Source organism: Thalassospira australica (genome assembly GCF_044790785.1).
Classification (GTDB): domain Bacteria; phylum Pseudomonadota; class Alphaproteobacteria; order Rhodospirillales; family Thalassospiraceae; genus Thalassospira; species Thalassospira australica_A.
The window spans coordinates 3,363,239-3,386,230 of record NZ_CP085258.1 but is presented as its reverse complement, the minus strand read 5'-3'; the positions used below and the strand labels follow the sequence as shown (position 1 = coordinate 3,386,230).

Below are 22,992 nucleotides of genomic sequence, written 5' to 3'. Positions count from 1 at the left end.
AACCCGACAAGTGAATTGTTTTCAGTTGTCGGGTAAAGTGTGACCGATCCGAATAGTGCCGTAAAGCATTGGCTTTGAAGTGTTATGACAGCCCGAGTTCCTCGCGCAGCATTTCGAGTTCGAGCCATCGTTCTTCGCCTGCTTCGAGTTCGGCCCGCGCAGCGGCCATGCGGTCGACCTTTTTCTGGAAGGCGTTCGGGTCCTTGGTGAACAGGCTGCCATCGGACAGGGCGGCTTCGAGTTCGGCAATCTCGGCCTCGAGCTTGGCGATCTGGCCGGGCAGATTGTCGTATTCGCGCTGGTCCTTGTAGCTCATCTTGCCGGTTGGTTTGGGCTTGGCGGCCTGGGCAGAGACCGATTTTTTTCCGCCTTTGCCGGATGTGCTGCCCAGCTTTTCCTCGGCCACGGCGGGGGCGGCGGACAGTTTGCGTTGCGCGATATAATCGGAATAGCCGCCGGGATATTCGGTGGCGATGCCGTTGCCTTCCATTACGATAGACGAGGTCACGACGCGATCAAGGAAGTCACGGTCGTGGCTGACAAGAAGCAGGGTGCCTTCGTAATCGGCCAGCATTTCCTGCAACAGATCAAGCGTATCCATATCGAGATCGTTGGTCGGTTCGTCCATGATCAGAAGGTTGGTCGGCTTGGCAAGCTGTTTGGCCAGCAAAAGCCGGTTGCGTTCGCCACCCGACAGGGCACCAACGGGGCTGCGCGCCTGTTTTTCATCAAACAGGAAATCGCGCAGATAGCTTACGACATGGCGGGGATTGCCGCGCACCATGACCTGATCGCCGCCGATATCGCACAGCGTATCCCAAAGGGTCATATTGTCATCAAGGGCGGCACGTTTCTGATCGAAATAGCTGGCATTCAGGTTGGTGCCGATCTTGATCGTGCCGCTATCGGGTTCAAGTTGCCCGGTCAGCATTTTAAGAAGGGTGGTTTTGCCCGCCCCGTTCGGGCCGATGATGCCGACCTTGTCGCCGCGCAGGATACGGGTCGAGAAACCGGTCAGGATCGTGCGGTCGCCAAAGGATTTGGTGATGTCGGTCGCCTCGATCACGACCTTGCCCGAGGTGCTGCCGGCATCGGCGGCAAGCGACACATTGCCGATGCGTTCGATCTGCTGCGATCTGGTTGCGCGCATGTCCCAAAGGCGGCGCAGGCGGCCCTGATTGCGTTTGCGGCGGGCCGAGATGCCCTGCACGGACCAGACGGTTTCCTGGGCGATCAGTTTATCAAGCTTGGCGCGTTCTTCGGCTTCCTTGCGGAAGATTTCCTCGGACCATTCTTCGAATTTGGCGAAGTTCTGATCGGTGCGGTGCATGACGCCGCGATCAATCCACAGGATGCCGGTTGAAATCGCGTTCAGGAAGGCGCGGTCGTGCGAGATGACGACAACGGCACCGCGGAAGTTTTTGATCTCGCCCTCAAGCCATTCGATGGTCGGCAGGTCAAGATGGTTGGTCGGCTCGTCGAGCAGAAGGACCTGCGGATCGGCGATCAGGGCGCGCGCGATTGCCGCCCGGCGGCCTTCGCCGCCTGAGAGTTTGGTCGGATCGGCCTGCGGATCGATATTGACCGAGTCCAGCAGCATATAGACGCGATAGGCATAATCGATTTCATGTTCGTCGAGTGCGGACAGAACATATTCCTCGACCGTGGCGTAGCCGTCGAATTTCGGTTCCTGATTGAGATAGGCGATCTTGCAGCCCGGCTGGACAAAGCGTTCGCCGCCATCGGCTTCGATTTCGCCGGCGATGATTTTAAGCAGGGTCGATTTCCCGCCGCCATTGCGCCCGACAAGGCACAGGCGATCCCGATCCCCGATGGCAAAGGAGACATCGGAAAACAGATCGTTGCCGCCAAAGGTCAGACGGATATCGTTAATATTGATCAGCGGTGGCGCCATTGGAAAACCGATAAGCTTGAGGTCATGAATACAGGCCCCCTGCAAACCGCAAATCGCGGCATCTTGCAAGGGAAATCATTGCATGCAGGGCAGGTGTGCGTTGCAAATTGCCGCTGTCAGCGAATACCGCGTTCTTTGCGGATCTGATCCCAGGCGGCATTGATGCGGGCCATCTTTTCGTTTGCCTGTTCGATGAATTCGGGCGGCATGCCCTTGGCCATCAGGGTGTCGGGATGGTTTTCGCGCGACAGTTTGCGATGGGCAGCCTTGAGGTCATCGTCGCTGGCGTCGCGCCCCAGCCCAAGCTGTTCATAGGGATCGGGGCCGCCGGGGCGTGTATAGGCGTGATGCACACGATCAAAATCGACATCGGCAAAGCCGAAAATGGCTGCGACCTTGTGCAGGTAGTCCTTTTCCGCCGGGTTAAGGTCGCCATCGGCCATCGCGATCTGATACAGCGCTTCGAGGATGCCTTCGAGAAGGGCGGGTTCGCCACGGAACAGAAGGGCGACCTGCCGGGCGTAGGGTTCAAACCCGTCAGACGATTTGCGCGCCATGTCAAACAGGCGACCGACATTCTTTTCCTCGCCCGGGGGGATGTGAAAGACGCGCTTGAAGGCGTTGATTTCATCACGCGACACCACGCCATCGACCTTGGCCATCTTGGCCGACAGCACGATAACGGCGGTGGCATAGGCGATCTGGCGCGCGTCCTGCGCGCCGGGGAAGTGGCCCTGTGCGGTGCCGGTATAGCCGCCAAATTGGGCGGTCCGGATGTTTTTCTTGATCCTGTCGACGACATGACCGGCAGCCGCGCCCAGAATGGCACCAAGCGGTCCGCCAAGCGCGAAGCCCGCAGTACCGCCGATAATCTTGCCCCAAATGCTCATTCCGATTTCGTGTCCTGTGTTCGTTCATTGTGTGAAGGGGGCCACAGGTCTTCCGGTGCCCTGCTGAAATATCCCTGTCGCGTTCCAAAATAGTCCGGATGAAGACAATTGAAATGGTTTTGTCGGATTTTTTGCGCAAAACCGGTCTGGCGTTCACATATCCAGAAGCAGGACCTGTTTGGGTTTCATGAACGCTTTCCAAAAAGGGAGACGTGATATGAATTTCCTGTCTCGGATGAAACTGATCTATCAGATATCGCTGATCGGCTTGGCGGCTTTAATGATTTTTGCCGTTGTTGCTGTGGTGTTGTTCACAGCGGACCGGCAGCGGCAAAACGCCAATATGGCGTCTGACGATGCCATTGCAGACAAGATGATCGTCGATGGCATTTCACGCGAATTCCTGAATGCGCGGCGACGCGAGAAGGATTTTCTGCTGCGGCTTGACGAGGAATATGTCGCCAGTCACGGCGAAACCGTCGCATTGGTGCGCGAAGGATTGCAGAATTTGGCGCAAGACCCGCACATGGATGCTTTTGATGCCGCTATAAGCAACATCATGGCGTCATTTGACAATTATGCCGCCAAATTCGAAACCGTGGTCGATTTGCAGCGTAATATCGGCCTGAACGAGGAAAGCGGTCTTTTGGGGCGGCTGCGCGGATCGGTCCACAATGTTGAAGAAGCACTGGATCAATATAATGCCGACAAGCTGACGATCATCATGTTGATGATGCGCCGTCACGAGAAAGATTTCCTTGCCCGTCTTGATCCGGGATATGTCGAGCGCATTGATGCCCGTCTGGCAGAATTTGGCCCGGCATTGGCCGCAGCCGACGGTATTCCTGCCGCAGAAAAGCAAAAGATCACCGGCCTTATGAATTCCTACGTCACGGATTTCAAGGCACTGGCGGCGGGTATTCTTCAGCGTGAGGAAGAATTGGCCTTGCTGAGTGACTATTATGCCGAAGCCGAGCCGGTCCTTGACCGGCTGAGCGAGGATATCGGCGCACAGGCCGCCATCATGCAGGCCGAATCCGAGGCGATTTCAGAACGCAGTCTTGTGATCACGGTGATCATGTTTGTCGTCGGCGCGCTGGCCCTGCTGTTGCTGTCGTTTGTGCTGTCGCGTGCCATTGTGCGGGCCATTGCCGGACTGACCGGCAAAATGACCCGATTGGCCGATAATGATTTCGATGTGGAGATCAACGAAGTCAATCGGGCGGATGAAATCGGCACGATGGGGCGGGCGGTTCTGGTGTTCCGGGAAAACGGGATCGAGCGGGTCAAGCTTGAGGCCGCCCAGCGCGAGGCGGACGAGCGCCGCCGCAAACGCATGGAAACGCAGGAGCAGTATATCCGCGAGTTCGATCAGGCGGTGGTTTCAGTCATGGCCGAGGTCGGGGTTGCGGTCGAACAGCTTCATCAGGTGTCAAACGTTCTTCGGCGCAGTGCCGATACGGCGGCCAGCCAGTCGATGGCGGTGTCATCGGGGACCGAGGAAGCATCATCAAACGTGCAGCTTGTCGCGACGGCGGCGACCGAGCTTGCGGCATCGATCAACGAGATTTCCGGTCAGGTCAGCGAAACATCGAACATGGCGCAATCGGCAACCGAACGTGCGCGCCATACCAATGAAAACATTCAGGGGCTGAATGATGCGGCGCTCAAGATCGGGGAGGTGATCGGCCTGATCAGCGATATCGCCGGGCAGACCAACCTTCTGGCACTTAACGCCACCATCGAGGCCGCCCGTGCAGGGGATGCCGGCAAGGGGTTTGCGGTGGTCGCAAGCGAGGTCAAGAACCTTGCCAATCAGACGGCGAAGGCGACCGATGAAATCACCAGCCAGATCAACGGTATCCAGCAGGCGACCGGATTGGCGGTTGATGCGATTGACGAGATCGTGCGGATGATTTCCGATATCAGCGAACGGGCGGCTGCGGTTGCCGCTGCGGTCGAGGAACAGACGGTTGCGACCAGCGAGATTTCGCAGAATGTCGAACAGGCCGCCGCCGGGACCGAGGAAATATCGGCAGCCATGCAGGGGGTTTCTGCCGCAGTGGCGGAAACCAATGTTGCCGCCAATGACGTGCATGGTTCGGCCGATAATCTTGGCACCCAAAGCGGTCATTTGCGCGGCCAGATTGACGGGTTTCTGGAACGGATGCGGTCACTTTGATGGTGAAACGTCGACATTAATGTGCAGCCTGGCCTTGTCCAGGCTGCTTTTTTTGCGATAAAATCCCGACAAAGCGTATAAGTGAATGCCAGAAAGCGCATCGCGAAAGTTAACACCGGGATTTCAGGAACGCCGCATGACCGACACACCACGGACCGACAAACCACGTATCGTATCATCGTCACATCTTGTTTCGGAACGCGCCGCCGAGCTTTCCGAACTTGAATTTGCCCTGATCCTGTCGGGGAATGCGTTTAACCGCTGGATGGTGCGCTGCATGCGGGCCGCCGGGATGCCCGATGTTTCGGTGCTTGATATCCTTGTGCTGCATAACGTCAATTCACGCGAACGGGAAAAGAGCCTTTCGGAGGTCTGTTTCGTCCTGAATGTCGAAGACAGCCATCTGGTGAATTACTCGCTTAAGAAACTGCGCAAGCTGGGGCTGGTTGACGGGATCAAGCGCGGCAAGGAAGTGCATTACGCGACCACCAAGGACGGTCGCGCGATGTGCGAGAAATACCGCGAGGTGCGCGAGGCCTGTCTGGTGGAGACGTTCCAGCGGCTGGGCGTCAATCACGAGGAAGTCGGTGATGTTGCCAAGACACTGCGCGCGATTTCGGGGGTTTATGACCAGGCATCGCGTGCGGCAAGTGCCATGTGATCAGGCTCCGGCCCCCGATCCTATGGCTGCGGCAGGAGGGTCCGGTTATGGGTCGGGGACATGATGATTTCGTTAAAGCAGATCCGGGCGGGGGCGGCGACGACATAGGTTACCATGTCGGCCAGATCGTCGGGTTTTAGCATCAGGGCGCGTTCGTCTTCTTTAACCGGGACGGGGCGTTGATCGAGGATCGGGGTGGCGACTTCGCCGGGGCTGATGCAGCAGCAGCGGATATTGTTGTGCATTTCTTCCTGATTGATGCTGTGCGACAGATCGACAACGCCGCGTTTGGAGGCGACATAGGCCGGGCCCGCAACGGGGAATTCATGCTTTGCCGCCCATGACGCGATATTGATGATCAGCCCGTCCTGTTGATCACGCATGACGGGCAGGGTTGCGCAGACCGTGTTCGCGACACCATTGAGATTGACCGCGACGATGCGGTGCCAGTCGGCAATATCAAGATCGCGCCAGTGCCGTTTGGGGGTGTTCATGCCCGCACAATTGATCAGGACATTAATCGAGCCCATCGAATTTTTAATGTTGCGGGCGACGTCCGCGACCTGATCGCTGTTGCTGATATCAAGCGGGTGGACTTCGACCTTTCCGCCCTCTGACGTGATCGCGTTTGCGACCTTAAGAAGCGCTTCTTCGCGCCGTGCAGACAGGGCGACATGTGCGCCCGCCGCCGCAAGAGATTTTGCAATCGCCTCGCCGATGCCGCTACCGGCACCGGTGATCCAGACCGATTTCCCTGAAAGATTCTGCATTCTGTTTTTCCCGTTTGTGATTTGCCCGGAGCCTATCACATGACAATAAATCCAGAAATATCAGATTGATGGCGGATTCTGACGGGGGGATGCCGATAAAATATCCTGCGTAGTTTCCCGCATTTTGCATATCAGCCATGAAATAACATTGACAATTTGTCAGTAAAATGTGACCGTTCTGTCGGGAGGCTACTTCGGAGTCACGAGATGCGCGAAAAAATGCATATCGGCCTCATCACACACAGGGAGACTTGACTGATGCTTAAAAAGGCACTTTCCACCGTTGCAGTTGCCGCCATGACCATGTCGGCCGGTTTTGCCATGGCTGCCGAAAAATGGGATATGGCGACCCCGTATCCGGACGCGACATTCCACACCCAGAACATCATCGAATTTGCCAAGGACGTGAAAGAAGCGACCGGTGGCGAGTTGGAAATCACCGTTCATTCCGGTGGTTCGCTTTTCAAGCACCCGGACATCAAGCGTTCGGTGCAGCGCGGTCTTATTCCGGCCGGGGAAACCCTGATTTCGCTGCTGGCGAACGAAGGCCCGGTTTACGGTATCGATGCGATCCCGTTCCTTGCGACCAGCTATGACGATGCCAAAAAGCTTTGGGACGCATCGCGCCCGGCGCTTGAAGAAAAGCTGGCGGCTGATGGCCTGAAGGTTCTTTATGCTGTCGCATGGCCGGCACAGGGTCTTTATACCGCAAAGCCGGTCAATTCGGTTGAAGACCTGAACGGGCTTAAATTCCGTGCCTATAACTCGGCAACGTCGAAACTGGCGGATCTGACCGGCATGGTTGGTACCCAGGTTGAAGTGCCGGAAATCCCGACCGCCTTTGCCACCGGCATTGTCGAGGCGATGATGACCTCCCCCTCGACCGGTGCGAATTCGAAGGCATGGGACTTTGTCGAAAACTTCTATGACGTTCAGGCATGGCTTCCGAAAAACATGGTGATCGTCAATGCCAAGTCGTTCGACGGTCTGTCGCCGGAAGTACAGAAAGCCGTCATGGACGCCGCCGCCAAGGCCGAGACGCGCGGCTGGGAAATGAGCATGGCCGAAACGGATGCGCAGAAAAAGGTTCTTGCCGATAACGGCATGAATGTTGCCGCACCGAGTGACGAACTGAAAGCCGGTCTTGCCAAGGTTGGTGATGAAATGGTTGCCGACTGGCTGAACGAAGCCGGTGATGAGGGCAAAGCCATCATCGACGCGTTCAAGAAGTAAGCGCGAAACCACGTTTTCCGATCCGGGTGAAAATGCCCGGATCGGGACGCCCCGCCGAAATTCATGATATGACTGTCCGGAGGGTTAAGACCCTCATAGCCACCACTGGGAAATCCCGCGGGCGGAAAGGGGACTGCTGTGCGTAGATCATTAGATTATTTGTTCAAACTAAGTGCCGGGCTTGCCGCCGTTTTCATGGTTGCCATCGCACTACTGATTCTGGCGTCGTCGATTGGCCGGGTTTTTGGAATTGCCGTGCATGATGCCAACGAGCTTGCCGGGTTTTCGCTTGCGGCGGGAACGTTTCTGGCGCTTGGTCCGGCCCTTCGGGCGGGGACCCATATCCGGGTTCTGATTGTGTTATCGCACCTTAAGGGCGGTTTGCGCCGGGGGATTGAAGCCGTGACGCTTCTGGCGGCGGGTTTCCTTGGCGGGTATTTCGCATACTGGATGGCGGTTCTGGCCGAGGAAAGTTTCTCGTATGGCGATACGTCGCCCGGTGTTCTGGCCTTTCCGCTTTGGATTCCGCAGGCCGCGATGGCGTTCGGGCTGGTTGTTTTTACCGTCGCCATCCTCGAAGCATTGTTCGATGTAGCTTGCGGCCGTACGCCCGGCTTTGCATCGCGCGAAACCAGTGAACTGACGGAATAGGGGGACGGTCATGGGTGTACTTGAAATCGGCCTGATCCTTATGGGGATCATGTTCCTGTTCCTGGGGGCGGGGCTTTGGGTGGCATTGTCGCTGTTTGCGGTCGGTGTCATCGGACTTGAGTTTTTTACCAGTGCGCAAACCGGGCCGATCATTGCGACAACCGCGTGGTCGGGGCTTGCAAGCTGGTCGCTGGCACCGTTGCCGCTGTTTATCTGGATGGGGGAAATCCTGTTCCGGTCGCGGCTGTCCGAGGACATGTTTACCGGCCTTGCGCCGTGGCTGAACAAGCTTCCGGGCCGGTTGCTGCATGTCAATATTCTGGGCTGCGGGATTTTTGCCGCCGTTTCGGGATCATCGGCGGCAACGGCGGCGACGATTGGCCGGATGTCGATCCCCGAACTGCGCAAGCAGGGTTATGCCGACAAGCTGATCCTTGGCACGCTGGCGGGGTCGGGGACGCTCGGGCTTCTGATCCCGCCCTCGATCATCCTGATCGTTTACGGTGTTTCGGCCGAGCTTTCGATTGCGCGCCTGTTTATTGCCGGCATCCTGCCCGGTGCGATGCTGATCATCCTGTTCATGGGCTTTGTCATGATCTGGGCGACGCTCAACAAGGACAAGATGCCCCCTGCCGGGCCGGTTTACAGCTTTGTCGAGAAAGTCCGGGCGTCGGGTCGCCTGATCCCGGTGATCGCGCTGATTGCGGCGGTGATCGGGTCGATCTATGGCGGGGTTGCCACCCCGACGGAGGCCGCGGCCTTTGGTGTGGTCGGGGCGCTGATCCTGTCGGCGATCAGCGGGTCGCTTAATCGGGCGAGCTTTATTGACGGCCTGATGGGGGCGACGCGCACATCGTGCATGATCGGTTTCATCCTTGCCGGGGCGGCGGTGCTGACCGTCACCATGGGCTTTACCGGCATTCCGCGCGAACTTGCGGCATGGATCGCGGAAATGAACCTTTCGCCCTATGCGTTGCTCGCGGCGTTGACGGTGTTCTTTATCGTGCTGGGCTGCTTCCTTGACGGGATTTCGGTGGTGGTTCTGACCACGTCGGTGATCCTGCCGATGGTGCAGGCCGCCGGGATCGATCTTTTGTGGTTTGGCATCTATGTGGTGCTGGTGGTCGAAATGTCGCAGATCACCCCGCCGGTCGGTTTCAACCTTTTCGTTCTGCAAGGGCTTACGGGCAAAAACCTGTTTTCCATTGCGCTGGCTTCCCTGCCGTTCTTCTTCCTGCTTTTGCTGGCGGTTTTGCTGATTACGGTCTTCCCCGAAATCGCCACCTGGCTTCCGCAGAAAATGAACGGTTGACCCGCGCCGTTTAACGGTCGGCGCATTCGCAAGATTTGTTTGAATACGATGCTAAGGAGTAAGCATCATGGCTTCGCATACCCAAAATTCGCCCGCTTCGCAGACCACTGATCAGACGACGGGACAGCCGAAATGGCAGTTCTGGATCGACCGTGGCGGCACCTTTACCGATATCGTCGCGCGCAAGCCCGATGGCAGCCTTCTGACGCACAAGCTGCTGTCGGAAAACCCGGAACGTTATGCCGATGCCGCCATTCAGGGCATTCGCGAATTGCTGGACGTCCCGGCGGGCGAGAAAATCCCGGCCGAGAAAATCGAAGCGGTCAAGATGGGCACCACGGTTGCGACCAATGCGCTTCTGGAACGCAAGGGCGATCGCACGGTTCTGGTGACCACGACCGGTTTCCGCGATGCGCTGCGCATTGCCTATCAGAACCGTCCGAAGCTGTTTGATCGCAATATCAAACTGCCGGAAATGCTGTATGAGCGCGTGATCGAGGCCGATGGCCGCTTTGACGCGCAGGGCGCGGAACTGACCGCCCTTGATCGCGAAAACCTGCGGAAGGATTTGAAGGCAGCGTTTGATGACGGCATCCGGGCATGTGCCATCGTGTTCATGCATGGCTATCGTTATACCGCCCATGAAAATGCGGCGGCTGAAATTGCACGCGAGATCGGCTTTACCCAGGTTTCGGTCAGCAATCAGGTCAGTCCGTTGATGAAGCTGGTGTCGCGCGGCGATACCACGGTTGTTGATGCCTATCTGTCGCCGATCCTGCGCCGTTATGTTGATCAGGTTGCGGGCGAGCTTGGCGGTGTGAAGCTGATGTTCATGCAGTCCAACGGTGGCCTGACCGATGCCGCCAAGTTCCAGGGCAAGGATGCGATATTGTCCGGCCCGGCGGGCGGTGTTGTCGGCATGGTGCGGACGGCGGAAATGGATGGCTTCAATCAGGTCATCGGTTTTGATATGGGCGGCACATCGACCGACGTTTCGCATTATGACGGCGAATATGAACGCGATTTCGAAACCCAGGTTGCCGGTGTGCGCATGCGCGCCCCGATGATGAAAATCCATACGGTTGCGGCCGGTGGCGGGTCGATCCTGCATTTCGATGGCGCGCGTTTTCGTGTTGGTCCGGACAGTGCCGGTGCCAATCCGGGACCGGCGGCATATCGCCGTGGCGGGCCGCTTGCCGTGACCGATATCAACGTCATGCTGGGCAAGGTGCAGCCGGACTTCTTCCCGAATGTGTTTGGCCCCGAAGGCAACGAGCCGCTTGACGCCGATGCGGTCAAGGCGGGCTTTGCCGACATGGCGCTCAAGATCAAGGACGCCACCGGTCAGATCAGAACCCCGGAAGAAGTTGCCGAAGGGTTCCTTCGGATCGCGGTTGAAAACATGGCCAACGCGATCAAGCAGATTTCGGTACAGCGCGGCTATGACGTGACGGATTATGTTTTGCAATGCTTTGGCGGGGCAGGCGGGCAGCATGCCTGCCAGGTGGCCGATACGCTGGGCATGACACGGGTATTTGTCCATCCGTTTGCCGGGGTCCTGTCGGCCTATGGCATGGGACTTGCCGATATCCGAGCAATGCGCGAACAGGCGGTCGAGGCGAAGCTTGAAACATCTGCCCTTGCCGGGCTTGATGAAAGCCTTGATGCGCTGGCGCTTGAGGCGCGCGGCGAGCTGCATGAGCAGGGCATCGGGGATAGCAAGATCACCATGCTTAAAAAGCTGCATCTGCGCTATGACGGTACGGATAATCCGTTGATCGTTGATTTCGGTGACGTTGCATCGATCAAGGCGCAGTTCGAAGAACAGCACAAGCAGCGTTACGGCTTTGTCATGGATGAAAAGCCGCTGGTGGTCGAGGCCGTCGCGGTCGAGGCGATTGGCGAAACGCAAGGCCTGCCCGATGCCGAGGCCGAAGTTGCCAAGGATGGTGTGAAACCCGATCCGCTTGCCACCCGCAAGGTGGTGTTTGATGGCAAATCCGAAGATACGCCGTTCTATAAACGCGAAGACCTGAAACCCGGTGCCACCGTGCGCGGCCCGGCGGTGATTGTCGAGCCGGTCGGCACCACGGTGCTTGATCCGGGCTGGGAGGCCAAGGTCAATGGCCGGGATCACCTTGTACTGACCCGTGTTGTGCCGCTCAAACGCATGGAAGCGATTGGCACGCAGGCCGATCCGGTGATGTTGGAAGTGTTCAACAATCTGTTCATGAATATTGCCGAACAGATGGGGGTCACACTTGCCAACACGTCATATTCGGTCAACATCAAGGAACGGCTTGATTTCTCGTGCGCGCTGTTTGATCAGGAAGGTCTTCTGATTGCCAACGCACCGCATATGCCGGTCCACCTTGGATCGATGGGGGAATCTGTTCGGGCCGTGATGGAAAACAATGCCGGGAAAATGAAATCCGGCGATGTTTATATGCTGAATGATCCCTATAACGGCGGTACGCACCTGCCCGATATTACCTTGATCACGCCGGTGTTTGGCGATGATGGCAAGGAAATCCTGTTCTATGTCGCATCGCGTGGCCACCATGCCGATGTTGGCGGGATCACCCCGGGTTCGATGGCGCCAAATTCGCGCATCCTTGAGGAAGAAGGCGTTCTGATCGACAATTTCAAACTGGTTGATCAGGGCAAGTTTGACGAGGCCGGTTTGACCGCCCTTCTGGAAGGCGCGAAATATCCGGCACGCAACCCGTATCAGAACATCGCCGATCTGCGCGCACAGATCGCCGCCAATGAAAAGGGCGTGCAGGAACTGCGCAAGATGGTCGATCACTTCGGGCTTGATGTTGTGCATGCCTATATGGGCCATGTGCAGGACAATGCCGAGGAAAGCGTGCGTCGTGTGATTGACGTGCTTAAAGACGGCGAGTTTTCCTATGAAATGGATAACGGGGCGGTGGTGAAAGCCAAGGTCACGATCCATAAGGAAACCCGTTCGGCCACGGTTGATTTCACCGGTACGTCCGATCAGCTTGATAACAACTTCAACGCACCGTCGGCGGTAACAAGGGCGGCGGTTCTTTATGTCTTCCGCACGCTTGTTGATGATGACATTCCGCTGAATGCCGGGTGCCTGAAGCCGGTCAATCTGATCGTGCCGGAAGGCTCGATGCTCAACCCGCGGTATCCGGCCGCCGTGGTCGCCGGGAACGTCGAGACATCGCAGCATGTCACCGATACGCTGTATGCCGCCCTTGGCGTGATGTCGGGTGCGCAGGGCACGATGAACAACTTCACCTGGGGCAATGATACGCACCAGTATTATGAAACCATCTGTGGCGGGACCGGTGCGGGCCCGGATTATGACGGGACGTCGGGTGTGCATTCTCACATGACGAATTCTCGCCTGACCGATCCGGAAGTCCTTGAATGGCGGTTCCCGGTTCTGCTGGAAAGCTTTGGTATCCGCAAGGGTTCCGGCGGGGCCGGCAAACACAAGGGCGGGGACGGCACGGTTCGCCGGGTGCGCTTCCTTGAAGAAATGACCGCATCGATCCTGTCCAACCACCGTCGCGTGCCGGTTCAGGCCGTTGGCGGCGGGGAGCCGGGCAAGCTTGGCCGCAATGCGATTGAACGCACCAACGGCACGGTCGAGGAACTTAAGGGTACTGATGGCGCCACCATGTATCCCGGTGATGTCTTCATCATCGAGACGCCGGGGGGCGGCGGTTACGGCAAAGCCTGATCACACGATCCAGAGCGACAGGACATTCGGGAACACCCGCCCCTCATTATGGGGTGTTCCCGAGAGGATGCTCCCTGTCAAACTTCCAGCCGCCGGGAAACCGGCGGCTTTTTTTCATCTCATTTAGTCGAAAAAGTTTCCTTGAGGTTCGCTTCCCGAAGCTTCTTTCCAAAACTTTAAGGCTAACTTGTGTTTCGCCACTATGAGTAGCCAGTATAGATGCTGATTTTTGCTGCCTGTGATCAGCTTGACATCAATCGATGGATCCATGCCAATTTCGGCAACCATATCGCGCCAAAGTTCAAAAATCTGTCGCCTTATTTGGGTAAGAGGTCGGTTTTGATCAATCTTTTCCCTCCAGCCAGGTACGAGATTGTCGAACTCTGATTTTTCAGATGACAGATTGCTTTCTAAATTTCTTTGATGATCCATTTTGCTGAAATGGGTGAGCATGTCGATACGTTTGAGTTTGGATAGAGTTCTAATGATTTCGAAGTTAAGGGTCCCAAGGCTAAATGGGTCAATAAATGCAAAGTTTAAGCCGTAAGGGTTCACAACCTCAGCGTATTTCTTAGCCGCTTCGATGGCGTTACCTTCTAATTCGATAACTGGCGCACCAAGCTTTCGAAGGCGTTCAGCACACGCGGATCGAAGTGTTGGGTTAATATCTGCAATATATATCGCTGTGAACGGAGCACCACCTGCCAGACTAATCTTCCAAGCAGCTACGGCACTTCCATCCACCCAATCTTCTGTATTTCTAATTTTTGCGCGACCAGCTCCGCAAAATAAATCTACGAAGGTCGCGGACTGGGCTCTGCCAGAGAGAAACTTGTTTCTAGCGGCTCTAGAGATATCCAGATATCTTTGGAGATAGTTGTGCTTCTCAGAAACCCAAGTACCAACGCCCGATGCGGGTAATCCATCATCGGCTTCAATTATTTTATTAATCTGACTCATTCCCCCTCTCTAATTTTTGGGGTGGTAATTAGCCAGGTGATTTTCCCACTCAGTATGCGTATTGCGGCATTTCATCCCAAGTCTGGCCTCTGTAAACACGGCCATTTGCTTTCTTGGAACGTTTTTTATTGTCTGCTCCCCAAGTACCCCATTGCTTGAAAAAGAATGCGGTATCGTAGATTGCACATTGGTCATGGATTTCATCAATCCACTGCTCTTGAATTGGTCGAGCAAAAGGACCGCTTTCCCCACCGACAATGGCCCAATGGATGTTTGATAGATTGATTGCACCAACCGGCCCAATTAGTGGTTCAAACGAGATGAAACGAATTTTTGCGGGCACGTTTCTAAGTTCGTCGGCGCGATATGCAACTCTTTCATTCTCAATGCTGGTGCCAAGCCAAACATTGGATAAAATCTTCCCACCTTTCTTTGTGAGAATATCTAACATGCGGTCTGGGCGTTTTGTAAGTATCTGGTAGTTGTGATGAGGAGTTTCTTCCATGACTTTCCAGACTTCGAGAATAAATTCCTCTGAGACTTTGTCGTGAAATAGATCACTCATCGAGTTCACGAAGATTTTCTTGGGCTTTTTCCATTTGTATGGGACATTTAAAGCATGGTGATCTTCGTGGATTTTGCCTGTCCAGACGGCCTTTCGATTTCTTGTTTCAGTTAGACCCTGATATTTTTCGACGCCCATTGCCTCCAAGCGCTTGGCCATTCTCATCGCATAGCAATTGGTACACCCTGCGGACATGACAGAGCATCCAGCAACAGGGTTCCATGTGGCATCGGTCCATTCAATTTCGGTCTCAGCCATTTCCAGTAACCTCATCTGCCGCGAAGACAATATTTTAAAACTTCAAGTTTTATATCGGTAAATATTTTCTCTTTCCTTAACCGAGGGATTAAACTTGTTCGTTGGCTTGAATAGCTTTTTGTGAATCCCAGACATTGCCATTGAGGTGTCGGGCTAAATGAACAATGATTAGACATCCGAATGCCCCGTAACCGGTTGCGGGTAATCTGGCAGGCCTAAACGGATGACAGGTGCAGCGATGAAACGCCTTGCAGGGGTTAACGCAACGTCCAAGCCATTCACGCTTTCGCTTTTGTGGGATGGCGGGGGTGAACAGGAAGCCGATCTTTCCGGCCTGATTTCCGTGTCGCGTCATTTTGCCGTGTTTGCCGATGATCCAGAAGCCTTCGCAAAGGTGGACGTGATCAATTGGGGGCATGGTATCGCGTGGGAAAACGGGCTGGATTACAGCGTGGAAAATCTTGCGCGCATCGCCGATGAGCAGGCCGATGTTGATGAATGGAGGTGTCAATGACCACCAAAGCTAATACCGTCACCCTGTCGGTCGCATCGCGTGACGATGTGACCAAGCGCGCACTTGCGGCGTTTGAGGGCACGGCGCAAGGCGCGCATATATCGTTCGCATCGGTCGAATTGCTGTGGCAGACCATGACGGCCAAGCGGTGGGAATTGCTTAAGGCGATGACCGGGCAGGGCGCAGTGAGCATGCGCGAGGCAGCGCGGCGTGTCGGGCGGGATGTTAAAAGCGTGCATGGTGATGTTCATGCCCTGCTGGATGCCGGTGTTCTGGATCGGGAGGAAAACGGCCAGATCATTTTCCCGTTTGATGCCGTGCATGTCGATTTCACCCTGACGGCGGCGGCATAAGCAGATAGGATCGGGGGCCGCATTCAACACTCCCCGCACCATTGGATGGGATAGATCACTGTGAAGTTTCTGATTTTGAATCAGCGTTATGCGGTTCTGGCCGGTGTGACGCTTTTGACTTTTGCCTCGTTGATCTGTGCTGCCGTGGTCGATGTCTGGTTCTGGGTGCCGGTGGTGATCTTTGGCGCGTTGATGGTGGTTGGCTGGTTTGATTTGCGCCAGACCCGGCATTCGATCCTGCGCAACTATCCGGTCAGCGGGCATATCCGGTTTATCCTTGAAAGTTTTCGCCCGGAAATCCGGCAATATATGATCGAAAGCGATCAGGACGAGGTGCCGTTCAGCCGCCAGTCCCGCGAGCTGGTTTATCAGCGCGCCAAGGGGGTCGAGGACAAGCGCCCGTTTGGCACGATCGAGGAAGTGTATGGTTCCGGCTATGCGTGGCTGACCCATTCGGTCACGCCGACCAGCATCACCGATATCGATTTTCGCGTGCGGGTGGGCGGGGCGCACTGCAAGCAGCCCTATGACGCCAGCCTTTATAATATTTCGGCGATGAGTTTTGGCTCGCTTTCGGGCAATGCGATTCTGGCGTTGAACAAGGGGGCGAAAAAGGGCGGCTTTGCCCATGACACCGGCGAGGGCAGCATCAGCCGGTATCACCGCGAAGGCGGCGGGGATCTGATTTATCAGGTGGCGTCGGGTTATTTCGGATGCCGCAATGATGATGGCACTTTTTCCGAGGAACGCTTTGCCGAAACCGCATCCGACCCGCAGGTCAAGATGATCGAGGTGAAGTTGAGCCAGGGCGCCAAGCCCGGCCACGGCGGCATGTTGCCCGCCGCCAAGATCACCCCGGAAATATCCGAAGCACGCGGCATTCCGATGGGGATTGATTGCATTTCGCCTGCCGCGCACAGCACGTTTTCCACCCCCGTCGGCCTGATGGAATTCATCGCCAAGCTGCGCAACCTTTCGGGCGGCAAGCCGGTCGGGTTCAAGCTGTGCATCGGGCATCGGCGCGAGTTCATGTGCATCGTCAAGGCGATGCTGAAAACCGGTATTCTGCCCGATTTCATCGTGGTTGATGGCAAGGAAGGCGGCACGGGTGCGGCCCCGGTTGAATTTGCCAACCGGGTCGGCATGCCGATGCGCGAGGGGCTTACATTCGTTCATAATGCCCTTCGGGGTGCGGGGGTTCGCGATCAGATCAAGATCGGGGCGGCGGGCAAGATCGTTTCGGCGTTTGACATCGCGCAGACCCTGGCGCTGGGGGCCGATTGGTGCAATGCGGCGCGGGGGTATATGTTTGCGCTCGGTTGCATTCAGGCGCAGTCATGCCATACCAACCATTGCCCGGTCGGCATTGCGACCCAGGACCCGCTGCGCCAGCGCGCCCTGAATGTGGGTGACAAAAGCGACCGTGTGGCGCGGTTCCATCATAATACCATGCATGCGCTGGCCGAAATTACCGGCGCGGCAGGCCTGACCGATCCGCGCAATTTCATGCCCTATCACTTCATGGTGCGCCAGAAGGACAACGAATTCCTTGATGGCAACGAAGCCTATCCCTACCTGCCCGAAGGGTTCCTTGTTTCCGGCGGGCCGGAGATCGAGGGGCTGCATGACTGGTATTCGCGCTGGGACCGGGCATCGGCGGAAACCTTTGCGCCCAAGGAAATCCCGTTCGGGCCGTTCAAGCGGCATACGAATATCGCGGGGGAGCGGGCAGCGCAGTAGGAGGCATCGCATGGCCGTCAAACGCATCGTTTCGAACTTTGCCATTGATGATATTGCAAAGATCAGGGCGTTTTACGAGGATGTCCTTGGCCTTGACTGCGTGATGGATCACGGCTGGATCGCCACCTTTGCCGCCGAGAAGCAGAATGTCATGCCGCAGGTCAGCTTCGCGACCGAGGGTGGTTCCGGCACCCCGGTACCCGATCTTTCGATAGAGGTCGATGACCTTGAGGATATGCTGGCGCGCGTCAAGGAAGCCGGGGTCGGCATCGAATACGGCCCGGCGGTCGAGCCGTGGGGCATTAAACGGTTTTATGTCCGCGACCCGGCGGGCAGGCTTTTGAATATCCTGTGTCATTTGTGAGGGTGGGAACGGGAAGCCCGACCGGAAAACCAGTCGGGCTTTGGTTTTTTTAGCGTTGGAATAATTCCGCACGGACTGCTTCGAGCCCTTCTCGCGTGATGCGATAGGGAGCCCCGCCGCGTGATCGGATCAGGCGGCGTTTGCGCAGTTTCTTGAAAATGTCGATATTGCATGCGGTCAGGAACCAGCCGTCGCGCGTGATGCAGTCGGCTTGGCAGACGCGGTTTTTGTCGTCCTTGATCACCTTGATCAGGCCGCCTTGTGCCAGTGCGTGCAAAACGCGCTGTTCATTTTTCGAGATATTCACTGTCGTAAGTCCGGAAAACTGTCAGTCAGAAGTTTTTCCGATCGGGACGGGCACAAAGGTGCCGGTGGCGTGCCTGCGTCTTAAGGCAGGGACAACCCGATCTGCTGATCAGCGGCCGGAAGGATGAAACGGACGACCGGAATTGATGGTCGCGTTCAGATTTTGGTCAAGCCGCGATCAGCGACTGTGCCGGGACTCTGACATAAAAGCTCCGATAAAGGTTCGCCGCCAAAATGCCAATCCGGCGGCTGTTCGTCAAGCTGTTGTCGTGCGTAGCGTTCACGCCGCCCGCTGCATCTCCACAGTCGGGATATCGCGCCCCGGGATCGGGCCGGTGACGAGGAAGCCGAATTTGCGGTAGAACGCCTTGGCGCGTTCGTTATGCGCGACGACGGAGAGTTTGACGGTCGCATGCGGTTTGCGTTCGGCCAGCGCATCAAGGGCGGCGATCATCAGTGCCTTGCCCGCGCCCAGCCCATGTGCCGCCGGGTCGACCATGATCCAGTCGATTTCGGGATTGTCGTGAATGACAATGACATAGCCCAGAAGATCGTCGCCCTGGGTTGCGACGATGACGCCGTGATTGTCGCTTGAAAGCGCGTTTTCAAACACGTCGGTCGACATATCGACATAGCGGGCAACCGTTGCGGTCGCGGCATCGCCCATGCCTTCGATGAAATAGGTTGAATCGGTGGCGCGTTTGGTCAAATCCCGGATGAAGGGAAGGTCGTTGGCAGTGCCTTTGCGGATCTGCATATTGTGTGCTCGTTGTCTTTTTCTTGTTGTGTCCGGCCTTTCCCCGCGAGGCGGCCATCGTCTTTCGGGTCGTTTTTTGGGGTGTTCGGGATTTTGCGGGGCCTCATAGCATCGGGCCGTTCCTGTGTCATCCCCCTGATTTGGTGTGTTTGGGAAGAACAATGCACGCGGTAATGGTGTCCTGTTGAAATTGCTGGGTAAAAGCCGGATCGGGCGAGCGAAATAAAGTTTCTATCGGCTGCGATTTTTGTCGCGATACATTTCGCGGTCGGCCATATCCATCATTTCTTCGAGGGTTTCCTTGACCGGTTCGAAAAAGACCGAGGCCCCGGCACTTATTTTCGGGGTTTCGTGGATCGGTTTTTTTGATCCCGGCACGAGAAGCCTGGCCGTCTGCAAGACATTGCGGATGCGGGTGATGATGGTGGTCAGATCGCCGCGATTGCGCACATAGCCCAGAATGGCAAATTCATCGCCGCCGATCCGCCCGCAGATATCAACCTCGCGGATCGAGGCGGTGATGGCGGTGCCAACGGCCTTGAGTGCCGCATCCCCCGCCGCGTGACCGTAATCGTCGTTCCAGTGTTTCATGTTATCCAGATCGATAAAGATCAGGCCGATATGATGATGATAGCGTTTGGCGATGCGGATTTTCTGCTGGGCCAGCATTTCAAACCCGGCGCGGTTGTTAAGCCCCGTGAGCTGATCGGACAGCGAGATGCTGCGCATGATCTGGAACTGTTCATACAGCCGAAGGTCGGCTTCGATCAGGTCGCGAATGGTTTCGATCAACCGTTGCAGGGTGTCGGAATATTGGGTGGGTTTGCAGTCAAACACGCAGATCGTGCCAAATATCGTGCCGTTCGACCATGTGACCGGCACCCCGAAATAGGAACAGAAGCCGTCTTCGGTCAGTTCGGGGTTATCGGCCCATTCGGTCTTGCCGCGTGCATCGGGTTCATAGAAGGTGCCGCTTTGTGCGATGACCTGACGGCAGAAAATATTGGTATCAAGCCCGGTGATTGAGGTTTTGCACCCGGCATAGGGATTGGCATCATTGGTGCTGGTGATTGCGGCGCGATAGCCGAGCCTGTCATTATATTCGACAATAAAGCCCGCGGTTGCGCCCAGAAGTTCGGTCATCAGATCGACCGCACGCTGCCACTTTTCGAGTGACGGCGCGATGGCATCGTCATCGACAAGCCAGTCGCGGGTCTTGAACTGCACCATATCCTGACGTCCCCGGTCCCTCCATTTCCCTGATGGTTCCGGTCTTGTGGGTGTGAGCGACGTGACCAGACGTTTCAGGGGTCCGTTCCTTTTATATTTGTCCGTTTCGTGCGGAGAACAAGCTGTCATGACTGTCATTTATCCCCAAAAGCCCCTGAGGGCGCAGCACGAGAATTGCCGCCAGAAGCCCGAAAACCGCCACATCGCGATAGGCCCCGCCGAAATATCCCGACCATAGCGTTTCGGTCAAACCGATCATTAATCCGCCCAGCCACGCACCGCGCATCCGTCCAATTCCCCCGAGGATGGCGGCAGTCAGTGCCTTGAACCCGAAAAGCGTACCACTGTGAAAATTAATGACACCATAACGAAGGGCCAACATTGCACCGGTTAATCCGCATAAAAATCCTGCCAGAACAAAGGATTGGGATTCTGTCCGCGAAAGCGACACCCCGCAAAGGGCCGCCCCCAGACGATCCTGGCTTATGGCGCGCCAGTTCCGGCCAAAGGCGGTTTTGCTCATGATCCAGACCAGAATGCCCGCAACCGCGACCGCGCCGCCAATGGCGAGTATGTCAAACCCGTGCAGGCGGACGACGAAATGATCACCGCGCAGAAGCGGCACGGAAAACTGCCAGATCGGCGGCAGGTTGAAATTGCGTGCTGATATGACAATCCGGATAAATTCCTGAATGACCAGCACGCAGCCAAGTGACGCGACAATCATCGCCCGCCCGCCCGCGGCACGGCGACCCAGCGGGCCAAAGACATTGCGCCATGTCAGGTGGCTTAACCCCGATCCGATAAAGGCCGCCATCGCGACCGATCCCACCACCATCACCGGGATCAGCCAGCCGACCATGCCTGAAATCCACAGGCTTGTGATGATGGTGCCAAGGGCGGCCGTCATGACCACCTCGCCAAAGGCAAGATTGATCCGCCCGATCAGGCCATAGATCAGGGTAAAGGACAGGGCCAGCAGGCCATAAATCGCGCCGCGTGCAAGGCCGCTTAGCACCAGTTGGGTCGCATAGGCGGCGGGCAGGCCGATATCGGGCACATCGGCGCGCAGGCCGTGGCTTTCGGGATCGATATAGCTTTCAAGCGCGGTGCGCCCGACCCGGTCGATCCAGAACCGTTTGAGCAGAACCATATGCGCGTCCGACACCGGGCCAAGGCGGGTTGTTTCAATCGCATAAAGGTTGGTTGGCGTGTTGGGCCTGGTCGCGTCTTCGAAATGGCAGGTGATGGCGTGGGTTTCGGTGGATGGCATCGGGATTTCACCGGGGGCGAGCAATTGGTAACGCAGGGTGATCTGATTGCCATCGGTTGTTTCATCAAAGCGGGTGACAAGGCGGATCTGTTTGTCTTCATCCTCGATCCCCGGCAGGGCGAGGCGGCAGATATTGAACTGATAGGGATCGCGCGGGGCGCAAGAGGCCAGCATTGCGGCCAGAAGTGGCAGCAGCCAGAAAATGCGACGAAGATGCCTTGACCCTGATCTGGTGTTCACCGGTTGCTCCGGCTTGCCCTGAATGCTTCATCCTCGTGCGATTTGGGTGTTTTTACAAGTGCATGGTGTTGTCGCGATGACAGGCGACGAAATTTCGCCCCTTTTGGTTGCGATCAGGGGGCGGTCATGCTGAACTTGATCAATGACGACGGATTTAACCAAAGCCCGAAGAGGGAGACGCCCGAATGGCAGACGTGATCGATTACAAAATCCATGGCGAGGAAATGCAACTGGTCGAGATCGAACTTGATCCGGGCGAGGGCGTGCGGGCCGAAGCCGGTGCCATGATGTATATGTCGGACGGCATTGCCATGCAGACCGGCACGGGCGGCGGGATTTTTTCCGGTTTCAAGCGGATGCTGACCGGCGAGGGGTTCTTCATCACCAGTTTCGTCCATGAAGGATCGGGCAAGGGGCATGTCGCCTTTGCCGCCCCCTATCCGGGCAAGGTGGTGCCGATGAATTTGCCCGAGTTTGGGGGGGAAATCATTTGCCAGAAGGATGCGTTTTTATGCGCGGCATCGGGCATTGATATCGATATCGCCTTTTCGAAGAAACTTGGTGCCGGTCTGTTTGGCGGAGAGGGTTTTATCCTTCAGCGGCTGCGCGGCGACGGGCTGGCGTTTGTTCATGCGGGCGGCACCATCATTCGCAAGGATTTGCAGGCGGGCCAGACATTGCGTGTCGATACCGGCGCACTTGTCGCCATGACGCCATCAATTGATTATTCGATCAAGTTCATTGGCGGCTTTACCAATGCGCTTTTTGGCGGGGAGGGGCTTTTTGTGACCACCCTTGAAGGGCCGGGAACGGTCTGGTTGCAGACATTGCCGTTTGCGCGGCTGGCCGACCGCATCGCCGCCGCCCTGCCGAAGGATCGGAACAAGGGTTAGGGTGCGATAGAGCATTTATCCCGGAAGTGGTTGCGGATTTTCGTTAATGCGGCAGTGTCCGTTTTATCAAGAGTCGCATGAATTCGGAGCGTCATGTCTGCATTCGGGACCCTTTTGGGTGATGATCCTCCTCAAACAAGACAGATTGAATTCTATACGCAAGAATAGTTATTGTCTGTTTCGATGCTTTCAAGAAGCAACCGA

The 22,992-nt window shown here is 56.5% G+C and carries 20 protein-coding genes; 11 read left to right on the top strand and 9 right to left on the bottom strand.

Annotated features, from left to right (window positions below):
• Positions 1-82 precede the first annotated feature (82 nt).
• Both LG297_RS15915 and LG297_RS15910 read right to left on the bottom strand, forming a co-directional pair.
• Positions 83-1,915 (bottom strand): ABC-F family ATP-binding cassette domain-containing protein, encoded by a 1,833-nt coding sequence (locus tag LG297_RS15915; protein WP_404421950.1) that lies wholly within the window; start codon positions 1,913-1,915, stop codon positions 83-85.
• A gap of 116 nt (positions 1,916-2,031) precedes the next feature.
• Positions 2,032-2,805: a TerB family tellurite resistance protein gene (locus LG297_RS15910; protein WP_404421948.1), complete on the bottom strand. Its 774-nt coding sequence runs from the start codon at positions 2,803-2,805 to the stop codon at positions 2,032-2,034.
• A gap of 217 nt (positions 2,806-3,022) precedes the next feature.
• Between LG297_RS15910 and LG297_RS15905 the strand changes: the two genes are divergently transcribed.
• Together LG297_RS15905 and LG297_RS15900 are read left to right on the top strand one after the other, a co-directional pair.
• Complete coding sequence (locus LG297_RS15905) at positions 3,023-4,987, top strand: methyl-accepting chemotaxis protein (RefSeq protein WP_404421946.1); 1,965 nt, start codon at positions 3,023-3,025, stop codon at positions 4,985-4,987.
• A 136-nt stretch (positions 4,988-5,123) separates the two neighbouring features.
• Complete coding sequence (locus LG297_RS15900; RefSeq protein ID WP_404421944.1) at positions 5,124-5,648, top strand: winged helix DNA-binding protein; 525 nt, start codon at positions 5,124-5,126, stop codon at positions 5,646-5,648.
• Positions 5,649-5,668: 20 nt separating this feature from the next.
• Here LG297_RS15900 and LG297_RS15895 read toward each other — a convergent pair whose 3' ends face one another.
• The gene (locus tag LG297_RS15895; protein WP_404421942.1) at positions 5,669-6,418 is read right to left on the bottom strand and encodes an SDR family oxidoreductase; all 750 of its coding nucleotides are present in this window, start codon (positions 6,416-6,418) and stop codon (positions 5,669-5,671) included.
• A gap of 258 nt (positions 6,419-6,676) precedes the next feature.
• Here LG297_RS15895 and LG297_RS15890 point away from each other — a divergent pair, with 258 nt between their 5' ends.
• The 4 genes from LG297_RS15890 to LG297_RS15875 all read left to right on the top strand — a co-directional run bounded on the left by LG297_RS15890 (position 6,677) and on the right by LG297_RS15875 (position 13,335).
• Entirely contained in the window at positions 6,677-7,651 is a 975-nt protein-coding gene (locus tag LG297_RS15890) for a TRAP transporter substrate-binding protein (RefSeq protein ID WP_404421940.1), read from the top strand.
• A gap of 138 nt (positions 7,652-7,789) precedes the next feature.
• Positions 7,790-8,302 carry a TRAP transporter small permease gene (locus LG297_RS15885; RefSeq protein ID WP_404421938.1) on the top strand — a complete coding sequence of 171 codons (513 nt, stop codon included), beginning with the start codon at positions 7,790-7,792 and terminating at the stop codon, positions 8,300-8,302.
• Between the two features lie 10 nt (positions 8,303-8,312).
• On the top strand, positions 8,313-9,614 hold the full coding sequence (locus LG297_RS15880) for a TRAP transporter large permease (protein ID WP_404421936.1): 1,302 nt from the start codon (positions 8,313-8,315) through the stop codon (positions 9,612-9,614).
• A 67-nt stretch (positions 9,615-9,681) separates the two neighbouring features.
• A complete protein-coding gene (locus LG297_RS15875; RefSeq protein ID WP_404421934.1) occupies positions 9,682-13,335 on the top strand; it encodes a hydantoinase B/oxoprolinase family protein in 3,654 nt (1,217 codons plus the stop codon).
• Between the two features lie 123 nt (positions 13,336-13,458).
• Here the strand turns inward: LG297_RS15875 and LG297_RS15870 are convergent, their stop codons facing one another.
• Positions 13,459-14,295, bottom strand: coding sequence for a three-Cys-motif partner protein TcmP (locus tag LG297_RS15870; protein WP_404421932.1), 837 nt, complete (start codon positions 14,293-14,295; stop codon positions 13,459-13,461).
• Between the two features lie 49 nt (positions 14,296-14,344).
• On the bottom strand, positions 14,345-15,118 hold the full coding sequence (locus LG297_RS15865; protein ID WP_404421930.1) for a phage Gp37/Gp68 family protein: 774 nt from the start codon (positions 15,116-15,118) through the stop codon (positions 14,345-14,347).
• Positions 15,119-15,356: 238 nt separating this feature from the next.
• On the opposite strand from LG297_RS15865, the gene LG297_RS15860 reads away from it, so the two are divergent.
• From LG297_RS15860 to LG297_RS15845, 4 genes are read left to right on the top strand one after another with little or no spacing between them, the layout of a single operon-like run.
• Positions 15,357-15,632 carry a DUF2442 domain-containing protein gene (locus tag LG297_RS15860; RefSeq protein ID WP_404421928.1) on the top strand — a complete coding sequence of 92 codons (276 nt, stop codon included), beginning with the start codon at positions 15,357-15,359 and terminating at the stop codon, positions 15,630-15,632.
• On the top strand, positions 15,629-15,985 hold the full coding sequence (locus tag LG297_RS15855; RefSeq protein ID WP_404421926.1) for a transcriptional regulator: 357 nt from the start codon (positions 15,629-15,631) through the stop codon (positions 15,983-15,985). The genes LG297_RS15860 and LG297_RS15855 overlap by 4 nt, the downstream gene beginning before the upstream one ends.
• Before the next feature lie 60 nt (positions 15,986-16,045).
• Positions 16,046-17,725, top strand: coding sequence for an FMN-binding glutamate synthase family protein (locus tag LG297_RS15850; RefSeq protein WP_404421924.1), 1,680 nt, complete (start codon positions 16,046-16,048; stop codon positions 17,723-17,725).
• Between the two features lie 10 nt (positions 17,726-17,735).
• The gene (locus tag LG297_RS15845; RefSeq protein WP_404421922.1) at positions 17,736-18,089 is read left to right on the top strand and encodes a VOC family protein; all 354 of its coding nucleotides are present in this window, start codon (positions 17,736-17,738) and stop codon (positions 18,087-18,089) included.
• A gap of 49 nt (positions 18,090-18,138) precedes the next feature.
• On the opposite strand, the gene LG297_RS15840 is transcribed toward LG297_RS15845, so the two are convergent.
• From LG297_RS15840 to LG297_RS15825, 4 genes are all read right to left on the bottom strand, one after another.
• Complete coding sequence (locus LG297_RS15840; protein WP_085643998.1) at positions 18,139-18,396, bottom strand: YjhX family toxin; 258 nt, start codon at positions 18,394-18,396, stop codon at positions 18,139-18,141.
• 279 nt (positions 18,397-18,675) lie between these two features.
• Complete coding sequence (locus tag LG297_RS15835; RefSeq protein WP_404421920.1) at positions 18,676-19,152, bottom strand: GNAT family N-acetyltransferase; 477 nt, start codon at positions 19,150-19,152, stop codon at positions 18,676-18,678.
• 231 nt (positions 19,153-19,383) lie between these two features.
• On the bottom strand, positions 19,384-20,382 hold the full coding sequence (locus LG297_RS15830) for a diguanylate cyclase (RefSeq protein WP_404421918.1): 999 nt from the start codon (positions 20,380-20,382) through the stop codon (positions 19,384-19,386).
• A gap of 91 nt (positions 20,383-20,473) precedes the next feature.
• Positions 20,474-21,895 (bottom strand): branched-chain amino acid ABC transporter permease, encoded by a 1,422-nt coding sequence (locus tag LG297_RS15825; protein ID WP_404421916.1) that lies wholly within the window; start codon positions 21,893-21,895, stop codon positions 20,474-20,476.
• A 185-nt stretch (positions 21,896-22,080) separates the two neighbouring features.
• Between LG297_RS15825 and LG297_RS15820 the strand changes: the two genes are divergently transcribed.
• Positions 22,081-22,788 (top strand): TIGR00266 family protein, encoded by a 708-nt coding sequence (locus LG297_RS15820; RefSeq protein WP_404421914.1) that lies wholly within the window; start codon positions 22,081-22,083, stop codon positions 22,786-22,788.
• The last annotated feature ends 204 nt before the right edge of the window (positions 22,789-22,992 follow it).